Origin of the sequence: Ectopseudomonas composti, assembly GCF_900115475.1 — a bacterium.
Classification (GTDB): domain Bacteria; phylum Pseudomonadota; class Gammaproteobacteria; order Pseudomonadales; family Pseudomonadaceae; genus Aquipseudomonas; species Aquipseudomonas composti.
In genome coordinates this window covers 15,228-38,854 of record NZ_FOWP01000015.1, presented here as the reverse complement: position 1 = coordinate 38,854, position 23,627 = coordinate 15,228, and the positions used below count along the sequence as shown (strand labels likewise).

Below are 23,627 nucleotides of genomic sequence, written 5' to 3'. Positions count from 1 at the left end.
ATATGGCGGACTCAGGAGGATTCGAACCTCCGACCGCTCGGTTCGTAGCCGAGTACTCTATCCAGCTGAGCTATGAGTCCGGTCGGTGCTTTTATACCAGATCACCTCTGGTTGATTCGCCAGCCTGACTTACGCCCGACTCGCTGAATAATGGCGGAGAAGGGGGGATTCGAACCCCCGACACCCTTTTGAGGTGTACTCCCTTAGCAGGGGAGCGCCTTCGGCCACTCGGCCACCTCTCCGCAACACGGGGCGCATGATAAACATGTTTTCCCCGTTTGCAAACAAAAATTTGTAGAAAAATTAGTGGCTTGGTTCGTCACCCTTCTCTTTCTGGATGCGTTGGTAGATTTCTTCACGGTGTACGGCAACCTCTTTCGGCGCATTGACACCAATGCGCACCTGATTGCCTTTCACACCCAACACGGTGACAGTCACATCATCACCGACCATCAGGGTCTCTCCGACCCGGCGAGTCAGAATCAGCATTCCTTTCTCCTCACGGATTACATTTTTCAGGACAACAGTCTGCAAAAAAGAAAATGGTGCCAGCTTCCCGCTAAATCAAGCCTGAAAGCCTCCACCCAAGTATTGACCAGCCCGCACAGAAAGAAAGTTCCCGCATGCTAGTCAAAAAGACGAAAGGCGCGGAACCAGCCGCGCCTTTCAAATCAGTGGAATCACTCGCCCTGCCGGGCTGGGGCATCCAGCTCGAAGGCGGTATGCAGCGCGCGTACCGCCAGCTCCAGGTACTTCTCTTCGATCACCACGGACACCTTGATCTCGGAGGTGGAGATCATCTGGATATTGATGGTCTCCTTGGCCAGGGCCTCGAACATGCGGCTGGCAACCCCCGCATGAGAACGCATGCCGACACCAACGATAGATACCTTGGCGATGTTGGTGTCGCCCACTACTTCACGAGCACCCAGCTCGTCTGCAGTTTTCTGCAGCACGCTCAGGGCGTTGTTGTAGTCGTTGCGGTGCACGGTAAAGGTGAAATCGGTGGTGTTATCGTGCGAGACATTCTGCACGATCATGTCCACTTCGATGTTGGCAGCGCTGATCGGGCCGAGAATCTTGAAGGCAATGCCAGGGATATCCGGTACCCCACGGATGGTCAGCTTGGCTTCGTCGCGGTTGAAAGCGATGCCGGAAATGATCGGCTGTTCCATGGATTCCTCTTCATCAAGGGTAATGAGGGTGCCCGGCCCCTCCTGGAAGCTGTGCAGGACGCGCAGCGGGACGTTGTATTTGCCGGCGAATTCCACCGAGCGAATCTGCAACACCTTGGAACCGAGGCTGGCCATTTCCAGCATCTCTTCGAAGGTGATCTTCTCCAGACGCTGGGCCTTGGGCACCACGCGCGGGTCGGTGGTATAGACACCATCGACGTCGGTGTAGATCTGGCACTCATCGGCTTTCAGCGCCGCAGCCAGGGCCACACCAGTGGTATCGGAACCGCCTCGGCCGAGAGTAGTGATGCTGCCGTGCTCATCGACACCCTGGAAGCCGGCGACGACCACTACGCGACCAGCCTTGAGGTCGGCACGAATCTTCTGGTCATCGATCTGCAGAATGCGCGCCTTGTTGTGCGCGCTGTCGGTGAGGATGCGCACCTGGTTGCCGGTGTAGGACACCGCCGGCACACCGCGCTTGATCAGCGCCATTGCCAGCAGGGCAATGGTCACCTGCTCACCGGTGGACACCATGACATCCAGCTCACGCGCAACCGGCTCGCCGTCGGTGATCTGTTTGGCCAGATCGATCAGGCGGTTGGTTTCGCCGCTCATGGCGGAAACCACGACGACGATGTCGTCACCGTTCTCGCGGAACTTCTTCACCTTCTCGGCCACCTGCGCAATACGCTCGATGGTGCCGACGGAGGTGCCCCCAAACTTCTGTACGATCAAAGCCATTTCAAAAAGCCGCCTGATTCCTCGAAGGGCGCCCATTAAACCCGCATCGGGTCATACTGCCAAGGCCCGCCGGACGCAATGCGGGCCCCGCTTTCTCGCTCGTTACGAAGCCTGTTCGACCAGGGTTGCGGCCAGGGCCAGGGCTTCATCCAGTTTGCCGGCATCGACGCCGCCGCCCTGAGCCATGTCCGGGCGACCACCGCCCTTGCCGCCCACAGCTGCCGCAGCCTGACGCATCAGGTCGCCAGCCTTGAGCTTGGCGGTCAGGTCCTGGGTCACACCGGCGACCAGCACCACCTTCTCGTCGAACACGCCACCGAGCAGGATCACAGCGCTGCCCAGCTTGTTCTTCAGTTGGTCGACCAGCGCCAGCAGCGCCTTGCCGTCCAGGCCATCGAGACGCGCAGCCAGAACCTTGGTGCCCTTCACGTCCACGGCGGAACCGGCCAGGTCGTTACCCGCAGCGCTGGCGGCCTTGGCCTTGAGCTGTTCCAGCTCCTTTTCCAACTGACGGTTGCGCTCGATCAGCGCCGAGAGCTTGTCCAGCACGTTGTCGCGGCTGCCCTTGACCAGGGAAGCGGCTTCCTTGAGCTGCTCCTCGGCGCCGTTGAGCCAGGCCAGCGCTTGCGCACCAGTGACCGCTTCGATACGACGCACGCCAGCGGCCACGCCGCCTTCGCTGGTGATCTTGAACAGACCGATGTCGCCGGTACGGGAGACGTGGGTACCACCGCACAGCTCGACGGAGAAATCGCCACCCATGCTCAGCACGCGCACCTGGTCGCCGTACTTCTCGCCGAACAGTGCCATCGCGCCCTTGGCCTTGGCGGTCTCGATGTCGGTTTCCTCGGTCTCGACCTCGGAGTTCTTGCGAATCTCGGCGTTGACGATGTCTTCCAGCTGCTTCAGTTGCTCGGGCTTGATCGCCTCGAAGTGGCTGAAGTCGAAGCGCAGGCGCTGGCTGTCGACCAGCGAGCCTTTCTGCTGGACGTGATCACCCAGCACCTGACGCAGCGCAGCGTGCAGCAGGTGGGTCGCGGAGTGGTTCAGCGCGGTGGCCTGGCGCACACCGGCTTCGGCTTCAGCCTTGACGCTGGTGCCAACACTCAGGCCGCCCTTGGCCACCACACCGTGGTGCAGGAAGGCGCCGCCAGCCTTGGTGGTGTCGCGCACGTCGAAGCGTACGCCAGCACTTTCCAGGTAGCCGCAGTCGCCGATCTGACCACCGGATTCTGCGTAGAACGGGGTCTGATCCAGCACCACCACGCCCTCCTCGCCTTCGGCGAGGCTGTCGACCGCAGCACCGGCCTTGAACAGGGCAATGATCTTGCCGCTGCCGCTGGTGCCTTGGTAGCCGAGGAAGCGAGTGTCGCTGTCGACCTTGACCAAAGCGTTGTAGTCCATGCCGAAGGAGCTGGCGGAACGGGCGCGCTCGCGCTGAGCCTCCATTTCACGCTCGAAGCCTTCTTCGTCCACCGACAGCTCGCGCTCACGGGCGATGTCGGCAGTCAGGTCGATCGGGAAACCGTAGGTGTCGTACAGCTTGAACACCACATCGCCCGGAATGACCGAGCCCTGCAAGCTGGCCAGATCCTGCTCGAGAATCTTCAGGCCCTGCTCCAGGGTCTTGGCGAACTGCTCTTCCTCGGTTTTCAGCACGCGTTCGATATGCACCTGCTGCTGCTTGAGCTCGGGGAAGGCTTCGCCCATCTCGGCGGCCAGAGCAGCAACGATCTGGTAGAAGAAGCTGCCCTTGGCGCCCAGCTTGTTACCGTGGCGGCAAGCACGGCGGACGATGCGGCGCAGCACGTAGCCACGGCCTTCGTTGGACGGGGTGACGCCGTCGGCGATCAAGAAGCTGCAGGAACGGATGTGATCCGCCACCACTTTCAGCGAAGCCTGGCCTTCATTGGCGCAGCCAATGGCCTTAGCCGAGGCGGCCAACAGGTTCTGGAACAGGTCGATCTCGTAGTTCGAGTTGACGTGCTGCAGCACGGCGCTGATGCGTTCCAGGCCCATGCCGGTGTCCACGCTCGGTGCCGGCAGCGGGTGCAGGACGCCATCGGCAGTACGGTTGAACTGCATGAACACGTTGTTCCAGATCTCGATGTAGCGGTCGCCGTCCTCTTCCGGGCTGCCGGGTGGGCCGCCCCAGATGTGCTCGCCGTGGTCGAAGAAGATCTCGGTGCACGGGCCGCACGGGCCGGTGTCACCCATCGCCCAGAAGTTGTCGGAAGCGTACGGCGCCCCCTTGTTGTCACCGATACGGATCATGCGCTCGGTGGGGATGCCGACTTCCTTGGTCCAGATCTCAAAGGCCTCGTCATCGGTGGCATAGACGGTGACCCAGAGCTTTTCTTTGGGCAGATTCAGCCACTTGTCGGAGGTCAAAAATTCCCAGGCGTAATGAATGGCATCACGCTTGAAGTAGTCGCCGAAGCTGAAGTTACCCAGCATCTCGAAGAAGGTGTGGTGACGCGCGGTGTAGCCGACGTTTTCCAGGTCGTTGTGCTTGCCGCCGGCACGAACGCACTTCTGGCTGGTGGTGGCGCGGGTGTAGGCGCGCTTTTCCAGGCCCAGAAAGCAGTCCTTGAACTGGTTCATACCCGCGTTGGTGAACAGCAGGGTTGGGTCGTTCGCCGGAATCAGCGAGCTGGAAGCGACACGGGTGTGCCCTTTTTCTTCGAAGAAGCTCAGGAAGGCTTCACGGATTTCTGCGCTTTTCATAGGGATATCCACGGAATCAGGCGGCCACGGCAAAAGCCGGCAAAGGGCCGCATTATATCGGGCCTACCGCGCGCGGCTAGTGCCTTGTTGATAGCAAGCGCCTATCGGACGCTGCGGTTACTACTTAGATCGAGCGAAAAGCGGCGAACGCCTCAATCACCAGCTCGATATCAGCGCTGCCGACATCCAGGTGGGTGATCAGCCGCAGGCGTGGCGCAGCAGTGACTGCAATGTTGCGGTCGGCCATGAAGGCCTTGAGCTGGCTAGCGCGCTCACCGAGCTGCACGTAGACCATATTGGTCTGCACCGGCTCGACGCTGTAGCCCAGCTCAGCCAGCGCCTGACCCAGATGCGCCGCCTTGGCATGATCCTCGTCCAGGCGCTGAACCTGGTGTTGCAGCGCATAAAGTCCGGCCGCCGCCAGCACACCCGCCTGACGCATACCGCCGCCGACCATCTTGCGCAGACGCCGCGCCTTGGCGATCAGCACTGTGCTGCCGCAGAGCACCGAACCGACCGGCGCACCGAGCCCCTTGGACAAGCATACCGAGACCGAATCGAAGTGCTGGGTGATCGCGCGCGCCGGCACACCGAGCTTGACCGCCGCGTTGTACAGGCGGGCGCCATCGAGGTGCAAGCTCAAGCCACGACGGCGAGTCAGCTCGCGGGCGGCAGCCAGGTAATCGAGCGGCAGCACCTTGCCCTGCATGGTGTTTTCCAGGGCCAGCAAACGGGTACGAGCGAAGTGGAAGTCGTCCTGCTTGATCGCCGCTTCGACCTTGGCCAGGTCCAATGAACCGTCAACGTCACCGTCGATCGGCTGCGGCTGGATGGAACCGAGCACGGCCGCACCGCCGCCTTCGTATTTATAGGTGTGCGCTTGCTGACCGACGATGTATTCGTCACCGCGTTCGCAGTGGGCCATCAGGCCAAGCAGGTTGCTCATGGTACCTGTGGGAACGAACAGCGCCGCGTCGAAGCCCAGTTCATTGGCCAGCCAGGTCTCCAGCCGATTGACCGTGGGGTCTTCGCCATACACGTCATCGCCCAGCTCGGCAGCCATCATGGCGTCGCGCATGGCAGCAGTGGGTTGGGTGACGGTGTCGCTACGCAGGTCGATCAGGGGCATGACAGGCTTTCCCGGCAATTGGCGAAAGGCCCATGCTAAAGAGGTGGCGAAGCCCCCCACAAGATACAGTTGACGCGAAATCGAGCGGAACGCGAACCGGCACAATAGGAGCGGCTGGGCGGCATTGCGCTTCAGCCGCGAAGCGAGAAGAGCGGATCGCGGCTGAAGCCGCTCCTACGCCGTACCTACAGGCGCCACGCCAATAACGTAGCCCGGATGAAATCCGGGGATGGCGCATACCACGTTATCTCCCGGATTGCATCCGGGCTACACCAAACCGGCACCGTCGTCAGGGACGATCAGGATGGCGGCGCGATGGCCGTTCTTGACCTTGGGATTGGGGAAGATGATGCGCGCGCCCTGCTCCTCCACCACCCACCGGCTGTCGGCGATGTCCTCGGCCAGCAGATAACCGGGCTCCAGCTCGGTGAAATTCTCGATATCGGCCGGCAAGTGCAGTTGGAAGCTGTCGCTGTGCTTGATCACCTCGCGCGACACGGCGAACAGCTGCATGCCATCGAGCGTCGGCTCGCCAGTGATCACTTCGCGCCCTTCGATCAGCGCGTGCAGCGCATTCTCCAACAGGTCGAGGCTGACCAGCTCGTTCTGGCCGAAGGCACGCGCCTTGCCCAGCTCCAGGGTGAAGGCCTCGGCGCCGAGCTGCGCGTAGGTAAAGGCGCTGAAGGTGATCGACGACTTGTTCTGCAGCAGCACCGCCTCGATACCGGCAGCGCGCAGACGCTCCAGCTCGCGACGGGAATGCGCACGCCCCTCTTGCCAGGGATAAAGGGCGAACTGCTCGATCTTCGAGCCACGAATAGCGGTATGCAGGTCGTAATGCAGGCGGGTGCGGCCGCTTTGCTTGCCGAAGAAGGTCGTGACCAGGTGCTCCAGGTCGCAGGCACGAATCGCTTCGAAGCCACTGGACTGCTCGTGACGACCGCTGAACAGGCGATTGAGGTCCTGCTCGACATAGCGCTCGCCGCGGCGCATGGCCTCGGGATTGCCGAACAAAAAGAGAATACGCGCCGCCGGATGCAGTTCGTTGCGCGCGATGCCGCGCAACAGGCGGTCGAGCAGTTCGATCGGCGCGGTTTCGTTGCCGTGGACGCCGGCCGACAGCAGCAGGTCGAGGCCATTGTCGCGCGCGGCTGGCGGAGTCACCTCCAGCGCGCCTTCATCGAGCCAGCGCAGACGCGTGCCATCGGGCGTCAGTTGAATCTTCGCCGACGGCTCGTGGCCGGCCAGGGTCAGTTCAAGCAGTTTGCCGAGGGCAAGCATGGGGACTCCTTGGTTCGCAGCATTTTTGTAGGGTGGGCCGGGCGGCACTCCGCTTCAGCCCACCAACAACGGCCCACCCTATAAGGTTCGATCAGTGGTTGCAGTCCGGGCCATGAACATGATCGTCCTCGTCGGCGATCATCGGCTCCATTTCCAGTTGCAGGCTGACCAGGTTGGTGGCCTGCGGACGCAGCAGCAGGTTGACGTACTCGGTGTCACCCTCCTCCACGTCGACGCCGATCAGCAACTGATCGCCAATGGCCTGGACCCACAGTTCCTTGCCCTGCCAAACCACAGCAAAGCGGCTGCAGGAGGTTTCCAGTTGGGTGCCATCGTTGTCTTCAAGAATCAGTTGCAGCGCGTCGCTCATAAAATCTCCGGGAATCGAGGTCAGGTTCAGGCTATCTGGAAAGGATAGACCGAGCCCAGTGTAAGGATCTGCGTCAGTTCATCCAATGCCGTGCGGCATTCGGTCAGCAATTGCGGGTCGGCCAGATCGGCTTCGCTCAAACGGTCGCGGTAATGCTTGTCGACCCAGGCCACCAGAGTATCGTGCAGCGCGTCGCTCATCACCACGCCCGGATTGACCGCAGCCAGCTCCTGCTCGTTGAGCGCCACGCGCAGGCGCAGGCATGCCGGCCCACCGCCGTTCTGCATGCTCTGCTTGAGGTCGAACACGCGCACCTCGCGGATCGGCCCGCCGCTGGCGGTCAGCTGTTGCAGATAACGCCAGACGCTGGGGTTGTTGCGGCACTCCTCCGGCACCACCAGCAGCATGCTGCCATCGGCACGGCTCAGCAGCTGGCTGTTGAACAGGTAGGAGCGCACCGCGTCCTGCACGCTGACGGCGGAGCCCGGCACACATACAGCCTGGAAGTTGCCACCGCGACGAGCCAATTTGTCGCCCAGCTCGGTCAGTACCTTGTCAGTATCGAGGAAGGCGTCCTGGTGATAGAACAGCACCTCGCCATTGCCGACGGCAATCACGTCGTTGTGAAACACACCCTGATCGATCACTGCCGGATTCTGCTGGGCATAGACCACGCCTGCCTCGCTCAAACCATGCAGACGAGCAACCGCCTGGCTGGCCTCCAGGGTCTGTCGCGCCGGATAGCGCGCCGGTGCAGGATAGCGAGTATCAAAGGCGCTGCGGCCATAGACGAAGAACTCCACCCCGGCGTCGCCATAACCCTTGCAGAAGCGCGTGTGGTTAGCCGCGCCTTCGTCACCGAACTGCGCCACCGCCGGCAGCGCCGGGTGATGAGCGAAGTGCCCGTCATTGGCGAACATCGCCTGCAGCACACGGCTGGTGGTCGGGTGCTCGATGCTGCGGTGGAATTTGCAATTGAGGTTGGCCGCGGTGAAGTGCACGCGCCCGTCCGCCGTGTCGGCGCTGGGGCTGACGGTGCAGGCATTGGCCGTCCACATGCTCGAGGCCGAGCAGCTCGCCACCAGCAGTGGCATGGCCTCACGCGCCGCGCGCTGGATCACCTCGACATCGCTGCCGGTAAAGCCCAGGCGACGCAGTGCGGCGACATCCGGACGCTCCTGCGGGGCCAGTACGCCCTGCTTGAAGCCCATATCCATCAAAGCCTTCATCTTCGCCAGGCCTTGCTTGGCAGCCTCCTTGGGATTGGATGCCGCTTGACTGTTGCTCTGCGAAGCCACGTTGCCGTAGGACAACCCACCGTAGTTGTGAGTCGGCCCGACCAGACCGTCAAAGTTCATCTCATAGGCGGCCATCACAGGGTCACTCCCGGAGTCAGGGTCGCGGGCAAGGTCAGGCTGTCGCTTTCCAGCCCGGCCACTGGGTAAGCGCAGTAATCCGCCGCGTAGTAGGCACTGGCGCGGTGGTTGCCCGACGCGCCGATGCCACCGAATGGCGCGGTGCTGGCGGCACCGGTGAGCTGCTTGTTCCAGTTGACGATGCCGGCGCGGCTGTGCAGCCAGAACTGCTCGAAGCGCGCCCGTGAGTCGGACAGCAGACCAGCAGCCAGACCATAGACCGTGGCATTGGCCTCGGCGATGGCTGCCTCGAAGCTGTCGTAGCGAATCACCTGCAGCAGCGGACCAAAAAATTCTTCGTCAGGACGGTCGTTCACGGCCGTGACATCGAGGATGCCGGGCGTCAGCAGTGCGGCATCGGCTTGTGGCTGGGTCATCGCCAGCAATGCCGAGGCGCCGCCCGCCAGCAGGTGCTGCTGCGCCTGCATCAATTGTGCGGCAGCCTGCAGGGAAATCACCGAGCCCATGAACGGCGCCGGCTGTTCATCGAAACGACCGACCTTGATCTGCCCGACAACCTGCACCAGCCGAGCCAGCAGGGCGTCGCCCCACTCCCCTTGCGGCACCAGCAGGCGCCGCGCACAGGTGCAGCGCTGGCCGGCAGAAATGAACGCGGACTGGACGATGGTGTAGACCGCAGCATCGACATCGGCGACCTGATCGACGATCAGCGGGTTGTTGCCGCCCATCTCCAGCGCCAGGATCTTGTCCGGGCGCCCGGCGAACTGGGCATGCAGCAGATTGCCGGTACGGCTGGAGCCGGTGAAGAACAGCCCGTCGATACCGGGATGGCCAGCCAAGGCGACGCCGGTTTCGCGGCCGCCCTGCAGCAGGTTGAGCACGCCCTCGGGCAGCCCTGCCTCGATCCAGCATTGCACGGTCAGCTCGGCCACCTTGGGCGTCAGTTCGCTGGGCTTGAACAGCACGCAGTTACCGGCCAGCAACGCCGGCACGATATGGCCGTTGGGCAGGTGGCCGGGAAAGTTGTAGGGGCCGAACACCGCGACCACCCCATGCGGTTTGTGGCGCAACACCGCGGTGGCGTCACCCAGCGGGCCGCTCTTCTCGCCAGTGCGCTCACGGTAGCTCTGAATGGAAATGGCGACCTTGCCCACCATGCTGTTCACTTCGGTGGCGGCTTCCCACAGTGGCTTGCCGGTTTCTTCGCCAATCGCCCAGGCCACTTCGTCGGCACGCGATTTCAGGCAGGCGGCAAAACGCTCCAGCACGGCGATACGACCATCCAGCGAGTGCGCGGCCCACAGCGAGAAGGCGCCACGCGCAGCGGCCACGGCGGCGTCGACCTGCGCCGCCGTGGCGCCCTGGCCCTGCCACAGCACGGCCTGGCTGACCGGGTCGAGCGATTGCAGCGACTCGCCCTGCCCGGGCAGCCACTGACCTGCGATGTAATGAGTGTTCATCTTGCTCTACCACTCCCAGCATTCAACGGCAGCCGCTTGGGCAGCCGCGTAAAACCAATGACTCAGCCGTGCGCCGCCAGCGGCACGGCGCGTACCTGATCGCCAGCGGAAAGGCGCAGGCGCTTGGCCGTCGCCGGATCGACCACCAGGGTGCCAGCCGCCAGACGCGCCGGCGCAGCGGTGATACGGCAGTCCTGGCGCTTGCGGTTGTGCACCAGGAAGGGCTCGGCGTCATCGCCCGGCGTGCCGATGGCCAGCACTAGATTCTGGCTGTCGCGCACCGCGCGGATCTTCGCGGTCTCCGCCTCGATGGCCGGGCCGGCGTCGAAGATGTCGACATAGCCCTGGTAGCTGAAGCCCTCACCCTTGAGCATGGCCAGCGCCGGCTCGGTGTCGGGGTGGACACGGCCGATCACCGCGCGTGCATCCTCGGAAAGGAAGCAGGTGTAGAGCGGAAATTTCGGCATCAACTCGGCGATGAAGGCCTTGTTGCCGACGCCGGTGAGGTAGTCCGCCTGGGAGAATTCCATCTTGAAGAAATGCCGGCCAAGGCTTTCCCAGAATGGCGAACGCCCGCGCTCGTCCGACATGCCACGCATCTCGGCGATCACCTTGTCACCGAACAACTGGCGAAACTCGGCGATGAACAGAAAACGCGCCTTGGACAACAAGCGGCCGTTGAGGCCAGTGCGGTGATCGGCGTGCAGGAACAACGAGCACAGCTCGGAGTTGCCGGTCAGGTCGTTGGCCATGAACAGCGTCGGCACCTGGCGGTGGATGTTCAGCTCCTGCGAGGCACTGACGGTCAGGCCCACGCGGTAGTTGTACCAGGGCTCGCGCAGGCCGACGGCACCCGCCACCGCAGAAATGCCGACCACCTTGCCGCTATCGTCTTCGAGCACGAACAGGTAGTCGGCATCGGCACGCTCAGCCTCGCCACGAAACGCCTTCTCCGCCCAGCCGACTCGATGCGCCAGGCGTGCCTCGTTGGCTGGCAGCGTGGTCAGGCCAGCGCCGGTGCTGCGAGCCAGGTCGATCAGGGCCGGCAAGTCGGCACTGCGCACGGGACGAACAATCATTGGATCCTCCGGATCAGCTATTAGCTTCAAGCGGCAAGCCACAAGTCAGCAGCCAGATAGGCTCGCAGCTTGGGGCTTGTGGCGTGCAGCTTCGATTCAAACCGCTACCAACCTGACACTGGCGCCTTCACCGACACCCAGTGCCTCGGCCGCCTGCGCACTGAGCACTACAGGCTTGCCCGGCACCCAGTCGAGGTCGGCGACGATGGCGCGGAAGTCCTGCAACTGGCCGTTGCTCACCAGATACTGGCGCCCGCCGGCATCGGCCTCGCCGATCTTCACCGGCACCAGGCGACTCTGCGCGATGCTGCGGATGCCCGAGGTGCGCGCATGCAGGGTCGGGCCACCGTCGAAAATGTCGATGTAGTGATCGGTCTCGAAGCCTTCGCGCATGAGGATATCGAAGGTGATCTGCGCACGCGGATGCACCTGCCCCATGGCCTCCTGCGCCTCGTCCGAGAGCAGCGGCACGTAGATCGGGTAATGCGGCATCAGCTCGGCGAGGAAGGTGCGGCTCTTCAGTCCGCACAGGCGCTCGGCCTCGGCGTAGCTCATGTCGAAGAAGTTGCGCCCCAGCGCGTCCCAGAACGGCGAATCACCGTTCTCGTCGCTGTGGCCGACGATCTCCACCACCACCGCATCGGCGAAGCGCTCCGGGTGGCCGGCCATGAACAACAGGCGCCCACGCGAGTTGAGCTCGGCGAACACGCTGCTGACCAGTGGGCGCTCGACGTAGAAGCTGGTGAGCAGGCTGTTGCCGGTCAGGTCGTGACACAGCGACAGCACGTGAATCTTGTTGTGGATCTTCAGCTCGCGCGAGTTGTGCACGAAGGTTTCGTTGCGAAAGCTGTAGAAGGGTTCGGAATAGCCCGCCGAAGCGACAATGCCGGAACAGCCGACCAGGCGACCGCTCTCGGTGTCCTCAAGGACGAAGAAGTAGCTTTCCTCGCCATTGAAACTGACCTCGGCGGCAAACGACGCATCCGAGGCGGCGATCTTGTCGCCCAATCGGCCTGCATCGTCCGGCAACGAAGTGACACCCACCGGGCTGTCAGCAGCCAGTCGCTGCACATCTGCCAGGTCCGCCATTTGCGCAGGGCGCATCACCAGCATGGGGTCACTCCTTCTAAAACAGGGAAGCTGCAAGATTCGTAGCCAGCGAGGGAGGCGCTTTAGCAGCGATTGTCGCGGCTAAAGCCCCTTCCTCAGCAAGTCAGCAAGGACTCAGGCCGCTGTCAATTTGCTCAACGCACGCTCGAAACGCGCCAGGCCTTCTTCGATATCGGCCTCTTCGACCACCAGGCTCGGGGCGAAACGCACCACGTCCGGGCCGGCCTGCAGAATCATCAGGCCTTCGGCAGTGGCGGCATCGAGCACCTGCTTGGCCTTGCCCATCCACGCGTCATTGAGAACGCAGCCGAGCAGCAGGCCCATGCCACGCACCTGCTCGAACAGGCCGTACTGCTTGCCCAACGCCAGCAGGCGCGCTTTGAACTGCTCGCTCTTGGCCTTCACACCGTCCAGGGTCTGGCGGGTGTTGACGATATCCAGCACCGCTTCACCGACCGCACAGGCCAGCGGGTTACCGCCGTAGGTGGTGCCATGGGTACCAGGCGAGAAATGCTTGGCCAGGTCGGTGGTGGTGAGCATCGCCGCGATGGGGAAACCACCGCCCAGGCTCTTGGCACTGGAGAGAATGTCCGGCACCACGCCGTAATTCATGTAGGCGAACAGTTCGCCGGTACGGCCCATACCGCTCTGTACCTCATCGAACACCAGCAGCGCGTTGTGCGCGTTGCACAGCTCGCGGGCGCCTTGCAGATAGGCTTTGTCCGCCGGCAGCACGCCGCCCTCGCCCTGGATCGGCTCCAGCACCACGGCGCAGGTCTTGTCGGAAATGGCGGCTTTCAGCGCCGCCAGGTCGTTGTACGGCACATGGGTGATGCCCTCGATTTTCGGGCCGAAACCGTCGGAATACTTCGGCTGGCCGCCGACGCTGACGGTGAACAGAGTGCGACCGTGGAAGCTGTTGGTGGCGGCGATGATCTCGTGTTTTTCCGGGCCGAAACGGTCATGGGCGACGCGACGCGCCAGCTTGAATGCAGCCTCGTTGGCCTCGGCGCCGGAGTTGCAGAAGAACACGCGCTCGGCGAAGGTCGCCTCGACCAGCTTCTTGCCCAGGCGCAGGGTCGGCTCGTTGGTGAATACGTTGGAGATGTGCCACAGGGTATTGGCCTGCTCGGTCAGCGCCGCGACCAGCGCCGGGTGGCAATGGCCAAGCACGTTGACGGCGATGCCGCCAGCGAAGTCGATCAGCTCTCGACCGCTCTGGTCCCAGACTCGCGAACCCAGGCCGCGCACGGGTACGAAGGCAGCAGGGGCGTAGTTGGGAACCATGAACTGGTCGAAATCGGCGCGTTGCACCGCATCGTGCTGAACGGACATCAAAGCTCTCCTGATGAGAAATACCGGCCGCAGACAGGCGACGAAGCGCCCGAAACGACAGGGAATGCAAGGATTGTAGGGACTGAATCGGGGTCGGCATTGTCGCCATGCGACAACTTCTTACAGCGCCACCCCAGGTTTTCCGCGGGTTTTCGTCCAAGCGACAGAAAGCGTCGGAAAGGCGCAGTTTAATCGCAGATCACCGCCTGGAGCACGCTGCCAGAAAAAATCTCCGCAGGCTGACCGGTCAGTATCGAAATTCACGCCTGCGTAGCCCGGATGCAATCCGGGGCTGACACCAGATCCCCCAGATTTCATCCGGGCTACTCGCAGCGACGACTATCGCATTGTAGGAGCGAGCTCTGCTCGCGAAGCTTTGGCGTTGCCCTCGATTCGCGAGCAGAGCTCGCTCCTACGGATCAGCCCCGCTCGACCGGCGTCGACGTCAGCTCGAAGGGGCTATTGCTGCGGCGCTGGTTGCGGTCGTCGCGCGGCGTGGCACCGAAGAAATTGCGGTAGGCACTGGAGAAATGCGGTCCCGAGGAGAAACCGCAGGACAGGCCGATCTGGATGATCGACTTGCTGGTCTGCATCAGCAGCTGGCGCGCCTTGTTCAGGCGCAGCTCCAGGTAGTACTGGCTGGGTACGCGATTGAGGTACTGCTTGAAGATGCGCTCGAGCTGACGACGCGACACGCACACATGCTGGGCGATCTCGTCGGTGGTCAGCGGCTCCTCGATGTTGGCTTCCATCAACAGCACGGCCTGGGTCAGCTTCGGATGGCTTGAGCCGAGACGATTCTGCAGTGGAATGCGCTGACGCTCACCGCCCTCGCGAATGCGCTCGACCACCAGCTCCTCGCTCACCGCACCGGCCAGTTCGGCGCCGTGATCGCGCGCCAGCACTGCCAGCAGCAGATCGAGCACGGCCAGACCACCGCAGGCAGTCAGGCGGTCACGATCCCAGTCGAACAGATGGCTGGTGGCGATGACCTTGGGGAAGCGCTCGGCGAAATCGTCCTGCCAGCGCCAGTGCACTGCCGCGCGATAACCATCGAGCAGACCGAGCTGGGCAAGCGGATAGACCCCTGCAGACAGTCCGCCGATCACACAACCGCTGCGCACCTGCTGCTTGAGCGCGGCCGCCAGCCCCGCAGACACCTGCGCCGGCGGCGCATCAGCGAGCAGGAACAACTTGTCCAGCCCCTCCAGATGCCCGCCCCATGGCTCGCCCGGCAAACGCCAATCACCCGCAGCCAACGGCTCGGCCTGGAGGAACACCAGCTCGTACACCACTTCTGGATGCACACGCTGGGCGACACGCAGGGCTTCCTCAGCCAGAGACAGGGTCAGGGCCTTGGTGCCGGGCCAGTATAAAAAGCCAATTCGATGGGGGGTCATGAAAGCCTGTTCACAGTTTGCTGCGCGCCGGGCCTGCTGCGTTAAAAACAGGCTCGGAATGCTCATGTACAAAAGTACACTCCGCTTCCTCGCCTGTTTTTGCCTTGCATGCCTCTAGCTCGCAAGACTTTGAACAGGCTTTGAGACGCAGTCTAGCTTCTTATTATTTGAGACTGCCGGAAAGGAACTGCTGCAGTCGCTCGGATTGCGGATTGGCCAGCACTTCCTTCGGGCAACCACGCTCTTCAACCAGCCCCTTGTGCAGGAACACCAGCTGATTCGATACCTCGCGGGCGAAGCCCATTTCGTGGGTCACCACCACCATGGTACGGCCCTCGGTGGCCAGGTCCTGCATGACCTTGAGCACTTCGCCGACCAGCTCCGGGTCGAGCGCCGAAGTTGGCTCGTCGAACAGCATCACCTCCGGCTCCATGGCCAGGGCACGGGCAATGGCCACACGCTGCTGCTCGCCGCCGCTCATGTGCGCCGGGTAGGCGTCCTTGCGATGCGCAACACCAACCTTGGTCAGATAATGCTCGGCCTTGTCGCGGGCTTCTGCCTTGCTCACCCCGAGCACGTGCACCGGCGCTTCCATCACGTTTTCCAGCGCGCTCATGTGCGACCACAGATTGAAATGCTGGAACACCATGGCCAGGCGCGAGCGCATGCGCTGCAGCTGCTTGGCATCGGCGGCGCGCAGTGAACCGTCCTTGGCCGGCACCAGTTTCAGCTCTTCGCCGTTGAGCAGGATCTTGCCGGCATGCGGCTGCTCCAGCAGGTTCAGGCAACGCAGGAAGGTGCTTTTGCCCGAACCACTGGAGCCGATGATGCTGATCACGTCGCCCGCCTTGGCCGCCATCGACACGCCCTTGATCACCTCATGGCTGCCGTAGCGCTTGTGCAGGTCCTGAACTTCGAGTTTGTACATGTTCGGGTTCTCTTGAATCGTCATGGCATCAGGCCTTGCGCGGCGCCAGGTAGGCCAGCCAGCGGCGCTCGGCCTGCTTGAACAGGCGCACCAGGATGAACGTCAATGCCAGGTAGAACAGGCCGGCGGTGACGTAGGCCTCGAACGGCAGGTAGTACTGCGAGCTGACGGTTTTGGCCGCACCGGTGATGTCGATGAGGGTCACCACCGAGGCCAGGCTGGTGGTGTGCAGCATCATGATCACTTCGTTGCTGTACTGCGGCAGCGCCCGGCGCAACGCCGACGGCAGCAGGATGCGCGAATAGAGCTTGCCGCGCGACATGCCCATGGCCTTGGCCGCCTCGATCTCGCCGGGCGGCGTGGCCTTGAGGCTGCCGGCGAGGATTTCCGCGGTGTAGGCGCTGGTATTGATGGCAAACGCCAGGCAGGCGCAGAAAGTGGCGCTGGACAGGTAAGGCCATAGGAAACTCTCGCGCACCGCTTCGAACTGGGCCAAGCCGTAGTACAGCAGGTACAGCTGCACCAGCATCGGCGTGCCACGGATCACATAGGTGTAGAGCCACGCCGGGAAGTTGACCAGTTTTTGCCTGGACACCCGCATGATCGCCAGCGGCACCGCCAGCAGCAGGCCCACGGCCAGCGCAATGATGAGCAGCTTGAGGGTCACCAGCACACCACCGAAGTACAGCGGCAGGCTGCCGAGAACCACGTTGTAATCGAAAAGCATGGTCACTCCCTCAGAGTTCGGCGGCTTTTACGCCGACCGAATAGCGCCGTTCGAGATAGCGCAGTACCAGCAGCGACACACTGGTGATCGCCAGGTACACGGCCGCCGCCAGGAGGATGTAAGTGAACGGCTCGCGAGTCGCATCACCAGCGCTCTTGGCGCGGGCCATCATGTCCTGTAGGCCGACCAGGGAGATCAGCGCGGTGGCCTTGACCAGCACCAGCCAGTTGTTGGTGATGCCTGGAATCGCCAAGCGGATCATCTGCGGCACGAGGATGCGCAAGAACACCCGGCGCGGGCTCATGCCATAGGCCATGCCAGCCTCGCCCTGCCCTTTCGGGATAGCCATGAAGGCGCCACGAAAGGTCTCCGACAGATAAGCACCGTAGATGAAGCCCAGCGTGCCGACACCTGCCACGAACGGATTGATGTCGATGTAATCCTCATAGCCCAGCAGCGGAGCGATGCGGTTCACCAGGTCCTGGCCACCGAAGAAAATCAGCAGGATCAGCACCAGTTCGGGAATACCGCGAATCACCGTGGCGTAGGTCTCGCCCAGCAGGGCCAGCCATCTCACTGGTGATAGACGAAAAGCCGCACCGAGCAAGCCAAGTGCGACGGCGACCGCCATCGACAGCAGCGCCAGCTGCACGGTAAGCCAGGCACCCTCGAGAATGGTCGAGCCGTAGCCTTGAAGCATGCGCCAATACCTCTCAGGCACCAGGTGGCGCCGTATCGCACAAAGGAAATGATGTCGCCGCAGCGACGTACAACGCCTGAACGCCAGCACGGACGAACAGGCCGCCGATACCTACAGGATTAACCAAGAAAAAAGTGGCACAACCTCAGAGAAGGTCTACAAATTGCTGCGCTCGGCCATGCTGCGTTGAAATCAGCCTCAAAATGCTCATGTACTATTCGTACACTCCGCTATCTCGACTGATTGACTCGCTAGCGCTCGCCCTTCGGGCCAGCCTTCGGCTGTTACTCCCGTTGGTCGTTGCGCCTTGCCTGACCGTCGCTCGCTGCTTTGTAAACACCCTCTAGCAAAGGTTAGTGCCACTTCATCCGTCTCGGAGCGCTTACTCGCCGTAAACGTCGAAGTCGAAGTACTTGTCCTGCACTTCCTTGTACTTGCCGTTGGCACGGATGGCCAGGATGGCTGCACTGATCTTGTCGGCCAGCGCCTTGTCACCCTTGCGCACGGCGATGCCCTGGCCTTCGCCAAAATACTTCACGTCGGTGAAGTCCGGGCCTACGAAGGCGAAGCCCTTGCCGCCGTCGGTCTTGAGGAAGCCGTCATCGATATTCACCGAATCGGCCAACGTGGCATCCAGGCGACCGGACTGCATATCCAGGAACACTTCGTTCTGCGAGCTGTAGCGCACGATTTCGGCGCCCGCCGGAGCGAAGATGTCGGTGGCGTAACGGTCATACACGGACGAGCGCTGCACGCCGATCTTCTTGCCTTTGAGGTCGACCAACGGATCCTTGAGCTCAGTACCGGCCTTCATCGCCAGCTTGGCGGGAGTGGCGTAGTACTTGCCGGTGAAGTCCACCGATTTCTTGCGATCTTCGGTAATCGACATCGACGACAGCACGGCGTCGAACTTGCGCACTTTCAGGGCCGGGATCAGACCGTCGAACTCCTGCTCGATCCACTTGCACTCGACCTTCATCTCTTCGCACAGGGCGTTGCCGATGTCGTAGTCGAAGCCGGAAATCTGCCCATCAGGAGTCTTGAATGCGAAGGGTGGGTAGGCCGCCTCGATACCGATGCGCAGCGGCTTCTCGGCCATGGCCAGGGGCGACATCAGGGACAGCGCCAGGGCGCCGAGCAGTGCGATCTTCTTCATTCTTTGCTCCTTCGAATTGGGTATGGCATCGATGGCAGTGAGGGGCCCGGGCCTTTTATGGATTGTAGAAGGCGGTGCGGCACGGTCGTGTAGGACGAGCGACAAAGGGCCTTGGCTGGGTGAGCGGCATTCTAGCGGCAGGCAATGAGGCGATATTTCCTCAATGCGACAACTAATTACAGAAGCACCGGAAGCGCTGGGGGCAGATATTGACAGCCCGCAAAAGGAGTGATCAAGCAGAAAAGGGTAAACGGATATCTACAGCAATACTCAGGCCATTAACCGGTAAAGGCCCATTTCATGGGCTTCAAACCCTCTCACGGGTTTTATCCGGCATTGAAAATGGCACCGTATCGGCGCACCAACGTTCCCTAAGCGCCCAATCGGGTGCGCACTGTTACCCGCAAGACCACCACCGCGTAGGGTGCGCCGCGCGCACCGAGATAACCCAGCGCGATAGCGAGCCCATAAGAAGCCGGTGCGCATGGCGCACCCTACCCATCTACGCGCAGGCTCAGGCGTGCAGTCACGCGGTTTTCCTCGGCACGATCCAGCCCGGCTTCCTCGACGCGCACGCCTTGCGCCTCCAGTGACTCGATCCAGCGCAGCAACTGGGCGAATGCCACCGGCTGCAGGTTGACCTGAACCGCACCGTAGCCCTCGGTATCCAGACGCTCGATCACCAGCCCCTGCTGCGCCGCACTCGCTGTGACCACACCCTGCAAACGTGCCGGGTCGAGGCTGGCACGCGGCTGCAGGTCACGCCCCTGCACCTGCGGCGCACGGCTCTGCAGATAGGCATAAAGCGCGCGCTGCTCCTCGAACGCAGCGCGCGCCGCTTGTGCGTGACGTTGCGCCGGTTGCCACAGCGCCAGGTAGAACAGCACCAAAAGTAGAAAAACGCTCAGCGCAGCAAGTGCCAGACGATCACGCGCCGGCAGCGCCTGCCAGCGTTGCGCCAGCGGCGAACGCTGCCAGTGCAGTTGCAGGCTTTCGCTCAACCCGGTTCTCGACATGCTGCTCATCCTCCTATTACCACGCGCGCGCTGACGCCTTCAGCTTCGCGGCTGGCCGAGCCCATCTGCACCGACAGGCCTGCCGCCTCCAGGCGCTCACGCAAACCCTCCAGCTCGGCAAAGCCCGGTGCCTGCAACTGCAGCGACATATCGGCTCGGGTCGCGCTGTAGTCGAGCTGATTGACCTGCACCTGCGGCGTACCCTCGGCATGCAGCGCCGCCGCTACTTCGGCCAGCAGGCCGAGCACCGGACTGTCGCTGCCCGTGGATTGCGCCAGATGCTGGTCGAACTGCGCGCGCAGGTTGATCAGCTTGCTGTCCTGCGGGAACAACTCGCGGTACAGCGCCTCGCTGGACGCGGCGTAAGTATTCGCTTCGCGCTGCAGGTACCAGCCCTGCGCAAGATTGAAGCCCCACTGCAGCACCAGACACAGCGCCAGCACGCCGGCCAGCGGCCGCCAGCGCAGCCAGCCGTCGCCACTCTGGCGCAGGGCGAATTCCCCTTGCGCGAGATCGACACCCGCATGCTGACGCACCAGCCACTGATGCGCATCTTCCAACAGGTGCACTTCATCGACCGATTCGGGCAGCGCCTGCCCCGCCGGCGCACTGGCGATATGCGGCGAGGGACAACGCCCTGCCAATACCGACCAATCCTCGCGCTGCAAGGCCAGGCGCCAGGGCGCCTCACCACCGAGCAGCCAGCGCGAGTGCAGCCAGAGCAACTGACTGCCCTGGTGCGGCAACAGATCGGCATCGACCCGGATCGTCTGCGGCGGCTGCGCCGCAAACAGGGCCAGGCACTCGCGCAACCAACTGGCGCGCAGCGCATAGACGCGGTGACGACCATCGGCCAGCTGTTCGCCCAGCGCCAGGTGCATCAGTTCGACATCCTCGGCCAGCAGTTCCTCGACCGCGAACGGCAGAGCCTGGCGCATCCAGCGCGCCTTCTGCGTCGGCAGTTGCACGGCGCACGCGGTGACCGCCTCCACCGGCAGCACCAGTTGCCAGTGCACGGGCAGATCGACCAGTGCCTCGGCCAGGCTCATTGCGCGACTGCCATCTGCTGTGACCTGCATGACAGGCAGCTCTGCTGACAGGTCGTGGCACGCCTCAGGCAGCAGGAAAATCCATGTCGGGTTCATTCTTGTTCTTCCTCGATGGGCCGTGGCGGCACGCCGCCCTGCCCCAAATCACGCGCCAGGACACTAACCTGGCCATCATTGCTGCGCTGCAACAGGCTGCGCAATACCACCCGGCGTTCACCCAGGCTCACTTCGCTGAACACCTCGAAATACTGGCTGCCGACCGCCAGCCCCTGCACCACCTGCTCGCCCAGGCCGGCAAGTGCGGGCTGGGCGGCGAAGGTCGCAGCGCTGGGATAGCCTTCAGCGCCGCGCCCGGCGATCAGTGACACGGCCGCATCCGGACTCAAGCCGTCGGACAAGCTGGAGAGCACCATCGCGCTGGCCGTGTTGACGTTGAGCAGCGCCTCGCTAGGCAGCGCGCTGACGAAGGGCTGCAGGCGGCGATAGTCGGCCTCCTCCATCTCCAGCAACAGGCGCAATTCGGACACATCGGTAATCTCACGATTGGCCGTGCGATAAGGCGGCGTCGCCAACAGGTATTGGCCATCCTCTGCACCATTGCCACCCTGCAGTTCGCTATCGCTATCGAGCCAGTCCAGCAAGCGCTCTGCATAAGGTTTGTCTATCCCTAAGCGCAGCAGCAGGCGACGCAGTCGCAGCACCGCCAGCTCGTTCGGTCGGCCCTGGCGCACCAGACTGTTGAGATTGAAACGACCGCTGGGGTCGACGATCCGCACGCGCAGTTCGCCGCCTTCATCCAGCGGGAACGGCGCCAAAGGCCGGGCCCAGGGCTCCAGCGGATGATCCACCGGCTGGCGCGGATCACCCTGACGCAGATCGCGCTCGAGGATCGCCTTGGCCAGGGTCTCGCCACCCAGGGCGTAGTGCCAGGCCTGGGTCACGTGCAACTGGTTGGCGCTGCTGCGGATCGACAGCTGCTGACGGGCGATCAGCCCGGCGCAGACCACCGTCACCACGGCGACCACCAGCAGCACCGTGATCAGGGCCACCCCGTTCTGCCGCCTCATGACTGCGGCACCTCATTCGACTCTTCCGGCGGCGCGCCGGCACGGTTCTCTGCGGGCAGATCCGGCAAGCGCAGCAGACGGCGCAATTCGCCATAACGCCGATGCTGCAAGCGCAGCTCGATCGCGCGCGGCAAATCGGTGAGCAGACCATCGCCCGAGGCATTGGCCGGCGGCCAGTCGGGCTGCCACTGCCCCTCCTTGTCCAGGTAGCGCAGGCTCAGCGACTCGACGCCATCGAGCGCCTGCTGGATTTGCGGCGCGCTGTCCTGCGCACGATCCAGCACGCGCCAGTAGCGGCGCTGCCATTGCTCGCCACTGAGCTGCCAGCGCACCCGCTGCACCTCGGCACGCGGTTGGCCCAGCGGGTTGCGCCAGCCAGCGCGGGTCAGCTCCAGCGCCGTGGCATCGGCCAGGTCGCTGTGCAGCGCCGGCTGGGCATCGCCGAAACCATCGCGAATCGGTCGCACCGTCACCTGGCGCAGGTCGCGCTCGAAAGCCGACAGGGCGCGGGTCAGCTCGCGCAGTTGGCGTTCGTGTTCGCGGGTGACGGCATCGGCGCTGAGCACGCTGTCGAGCATGCGGTAGGTGGCCAACCCCAGCAGAGCGAAGATGGCGATGGCGATCAGCAGCTCCAGCAGGGTAAATCCGCGCTGAGCGCTCCCACACATCATGGAGCCCCCAGAAAACCGCTGAGTGTCAGCAGTTGGTAGGGTGGGCTTCAGCCCACCAAGGCTGGCCGCTGTTGGTGGGCTGAAGCGGAGCGCCGCCCGGCCCATCCTACGGGCTGGAGCGAGCGTCGCAAGTGAAATGGCATCGCCACGGATTCGCGAGCAGAGCTCGCTCCTACAGGGCAGACGAATCACCGCGACGCCCCGAGAAAGCCGCTGAGGCTGACCACGGCCCGTTCGCGCAGATCACCGCTGGCGCCGCGCTCGTCGGCGGCGACCCACAGCGTCACACGGCGCATGGCCTGCTCGCTGGTGGCCTGGATTTCGCTCTGCCACGACCAACAGCGCCCGGCGAACTCCACCTGGCCCTGGTCGCGGCCATCGGCGGGCGGGGTGTCGGCCAGTTGCAATTCCGTCATGCGGTTGTCGGCTACCCACATGGCCAGGGTCTTGTCTTCCAGCTGGCTGGCGGTACGCACGCTACGTGCACTGGCGGTCAGCACACTGGCGGCGACCAAGGCAAAGATCGCCAGCGCCACCATCACCTCGAGCAGCGTAAAACCGCGCGCGCCCTTCATCCGGCACGCCCCGCGCCCAACTCCTCGACACGCGGCAGGCTGAAGCCATCACTGGACAATTGCAGGCGCAGGCCGTCGCGACGGCGCTCGGCCAGGCGCAGGCGAAACGGGGTCAGCTCGCCGCTTGAGAGAATCAGCAACTGTGGCGTATCAGCACCAGCCTCGGTCGTCAGGCTCAGGGCCTCGCCCTCCACTTCAAAGGCCAGCTCGGCCCACTCCGGCAGGCGATGAACCTGACGATCCAGCGCCTGCCACTCGGCGCGCTGCGGGTCATAGCGCAGGACTCGATAACCTTCACGGGTGAAGCTCAAGCCGTATTCGCGGTTATCCAGCACCGCCTCATCGAGCAGCACGCCGATCAAGCCACTGAGGCGTTCGGCCTCGCTGCGCAGCTCGCGCCCCGGCCCGGCGATGCCGGTGCTGAATACAGCCAGGCCGATCAGGCTACCGAGTATGACCAGCACCACCAGCAGTTCGATAAGGGTGAAGCCGCGTTGCGCCTTCAATGTAGGAGCGAGCTCTGCTCGCGAACATGGACGATGTCGAACGCTT

At 63.2% G+C, this 23,627-nt stretch carries 22 protein-coding genes and 2 tRNA genes; all 24 read right to left on the bottom strand.

Going from position 1 to position 23,627, the window contains the following annotated elements; all coding sequences use genetic code 11:
- Positions 1 to 3: 3 nt before the first annotated feature.
- The 24 genes from BM059_RS21555 to gspH all read right to left on the bottom strand — a co-directional run bounded on the left by BM059_RS21555 (position 4) and on the right by gspH (position 23,581).
- Positions 4 to 80: transfer RNA gene (locus BM059_RS21555), tRNA-Arg, on the bottom strand.
- A gap of 71 nt (positions 81 to 151) precedes the next feature.
- Positions 152 to 242, bottom strand: a tRNA-Ser gene (locus tag BM059_RS21550).
- Between the two features lie 61 nt (positions 243 to 303).
- Positions 304 to 489, bottom strand: a complete 186-nt coding sequence (gene csrA / locus BM059_RS21545; RefSeq protein WP_003244478.1) for a carbon storage regulator CsrA — start codon at positions 487 to 489, stop codon at positions 304 to 306.
- A gap of 191 nt (positions 490 to 680) precedes the next feature.
- Entirely contained in the window at positions 681 to 1,919 is a 1,239-nt protein-coding gene (locus BM059_RS21540; protein ID WP_037002630.1) for an aspartate kinase, read from the bottom strand.
- A gap of 102 nt (positions 1,920 to 2,021) precedes the next feature.
- On the bottom strand, positions 2,022 to 4,646 hold the full coding sequence (gene alaS / locus BM059_RS21535) for an alanine--tRNA ligase (protein WP_074941291.1): 2,625 nt from the start codon (positions 4,644 to 4,646) through the stop codon (positions 2,022 to 2,024).
- A 124-nt stretch (positions 4,647 to 4,770) separates the two neighbouring features.
- The gene (ltaE, locus tag BM059_RS21530; RefSeq protein WP_074941290.1) at positions 4,771 to 5,775 is read right to left on the bottom strand and encodes a low-specificity L-threonine aldolase; all 1,005 of its coding nucleotides are present in this window, start codon (positions 5,773 to 5,775) and stop codon (positions 4,771 to 4,773) included.
- A 267-nt stretch (positions 5,776 to 6,042) separates the two neighbouring features.
- Positions 6,043 to 7,056, bottom strand: a complete 1,014-nt coding sequence (astE, locus tag BM059_RS21525) for a succinylglutamate desuccinylase (protein WP_037002626.1) — start codon at positions 7,054 to 7,056, stop codon at positions 6,043 to 6,045.
- Positions 7,057 to 7,147: 91 nt separating this feature from the next.
- Entirely contained in the window at positions 7,148 to 7,426 is a 279-nt protein-coding gene (locus BM059_RS21520) for a topoisomerase II (RefSeq protein ID WP_074941289.1), read from the bottom strand.
- A 26-nt stretch (positions 7,427 to 7,452) separates the two neighbouring features.
- The gene (gene astB / locus BM059_RS21515; protein ID WP_074941288.1) at positions 7,453 to 8,799 is read right to left on the bottom strand and encodes an N-succinylarginine dihydrolase; all 1,347 of its coding nucleotides are present in this window, start codon (positions 8,797 to 8,799) and stop codon (positions 7,453 to 7,455) included.
- On the bottom strand, positions 8,799 to 10,262 hold the full coding sequence (astD, locus tag BM059_RS21510) for a succinylglutamate-semialdehyde dehydrogenase (RefSeq protein ID WP_074941287.1): 1,464 nt from the start codon (positions 10,260 to 10,262) through the stop codon (positions 8,799 to 8,801). Before astD ends, astB begins: the two co-directional genes overlap by 1 nt.
- Positions 10,263 to 10,324: 62 nt before the next feature.
- The gene (gene astA / locus BM059_RS21505; protein ID WP_074941286.1) at positions 10,325 to 11,341 is read right to left on the bottom strand and encodes an arginine N-succinyltransferase; all 1,017 of its coding nucleotides are present in this window, start codon (positions 11,339 to 11,341) and stop codon (positions 10,325 to 10,327) included.
- A 96-nt stretch (positions 11,342 to 11,437) separates the two neighbouring features.
- Complete coding sequence (gene aruF, locus BM059_RS21500) at positions 11,438 to 12,454, bottom strand: arginine/ornithine succinyltransferase subunit alpha (protein ID WP_037002617.1); 1,017 nt, start codon at positions 12,452 to 12,454, stop codon at positions 11,438 to 11,440.
- Between the two features lie 111 nt (positions 12,455 to 12,565).
- Entirely contained in the window at positions 12,566 to 13,786 is a 1,221-nt protein-coding gene (locus BM059_RS21495; protein WP_037005413.1) for an aspartate aminotransferase family protein, read from the bottom strand.
- Between the two features lie 419 nt (positions 13,787 to 14,205).
- Complete coding sequence (gene argR, locus BM059_RS21490; protein WP_074941363.1) at positions 14,206 to 15,186, bottom strand: transcriptional regulator ArgR; 981 nt, start codon at positions 15,184 to 15,186, stop codon at positions 14,206 to 14,208.
- 163 nt (positions 15,187 to 15,349) lie between these two features.
- On the bottom strand, positions 15,350 to 16,114 hold the full coding sequence (locus BM059_RS21485) for an ABC transporter ATP-binding protein (RefSeq protein WP_074941285.1): 765 nt from the start codon (positions 16,112 to 16,114) through the stop codon (positions 15,350 to 15,352).
- Positions 16,115 to 16,142: 28 nt separating this feature from the next.
- The gene (locus BM059_RS21480) at positions 16,143 to 16,841 is read right to left on the bottom strand and encodes an ABC transporter permease (RefSeq protein WP_074941284.1); all 699 of its coding nucleotides are present in this window, start codon (positions 16,839 to 16,841) and stop codon (positions 16,143 to 16,145) included.
- 10 nt (positions 16,842 to 16,851) lie between these two features.
- Complete coding sequence (locus BM059_RS21475; RefSeq protein WP_037002638.1) at positions 16,852 to 17,541, bottom strand: ABC transporter permease; 690 nt, start codon at positions 17,539 to 17,541, stop codon at positions 16,852 to 16,854.
- 382 nt (positions 17,542 to 17,923) lie between these two features.
- On the bottom strand, positions 17,924 to 18,697 hold the full coding sequence (locus tag BM059_RS21470; protein ID WP_037002640.1) for an ABC transporter substrate-binding protein: 774 nt from the start codon (positions 18,695 to 18,697) through the stop codon (positions 17,924 to 17,926).
- Positions 18,698 to 19,191: 494 nt separating this feature from the next.
- Complete coding sequence (locus BM059_RS21465) at positions 19,192 to 19,713, bottom strand: type II secretion system protein M (RefSeq protein WP_139220779.1); 522 nt, start codon at positions 19,711 to 19,713, stop codon at positions 19,192 to 19,194.
- A 5-nt stretch (positions 19,714 to 19,718) separates the two neighbouring features.
- Positions 19,719 to 20,858, bottom strand: coding sequence for a type II secretion system protein GspL (gspL, locus tag BM059_RS21460; protein WP_074941282.1), 1,140 nt, complete (start codon positions 20,856 to 20,858; stop codon positions 19,719 to 19,721).
- Complete coding sequence (gspK, locus tag BM059_RS21455) at positions 20,855 to 21,829, bottom strand: type II secretion system minor pseudopilin GspK (protein WP_074941281.1); 975 nt, start codon at positions 21,827 to 21,829, stop codon at positions 20,855 to 20,857. The genes gspL and gspK overlap by 4 nt, the downstream gene beginning before the upstream one ends.
- Entirely contained in the window at positions 21,826 to 22,500 is a 675-nt protein-coding gene (gspJ, locus tag BM059_RS21450) for a type II secretion system minor pseudopilin GspJ (RefSeq protein WP_037002649.1), read from the bottom strand. The genes gspK and gspJ overlap by 4 nt, the downstream gene beginning before the upstream one ends.
- Positions 22,501 to 22,688: 188 nt before the next feature.
- On the bottom strand, positions 22,689 to 23,075 hold the full coding sequence (gene gspI / locus BM059_RS21445) for a type II secretion system minor pseudopilin GspI (RefSeq protein WP_074941280.1): 387 nt from the start codon (positions 23,073 to 23,075) through the stop codon (positions 22,689 to 22,691).
- Entirely contained in the window at positions 23,072 to 23,581 is a 510-nt protein-coding gene (gene gspH, locus BM059_RS21440) for a type II secretion system minor pseudopilin GspH (protein ID WP_074941279.1), read from the bottom strand. The genes gspI and gspH overlap by 4 nt, the downstream gene beginning before the upstream one ends.
- Positions 23,582 to 23,627 lie beyond the last annotated feature (46 nt).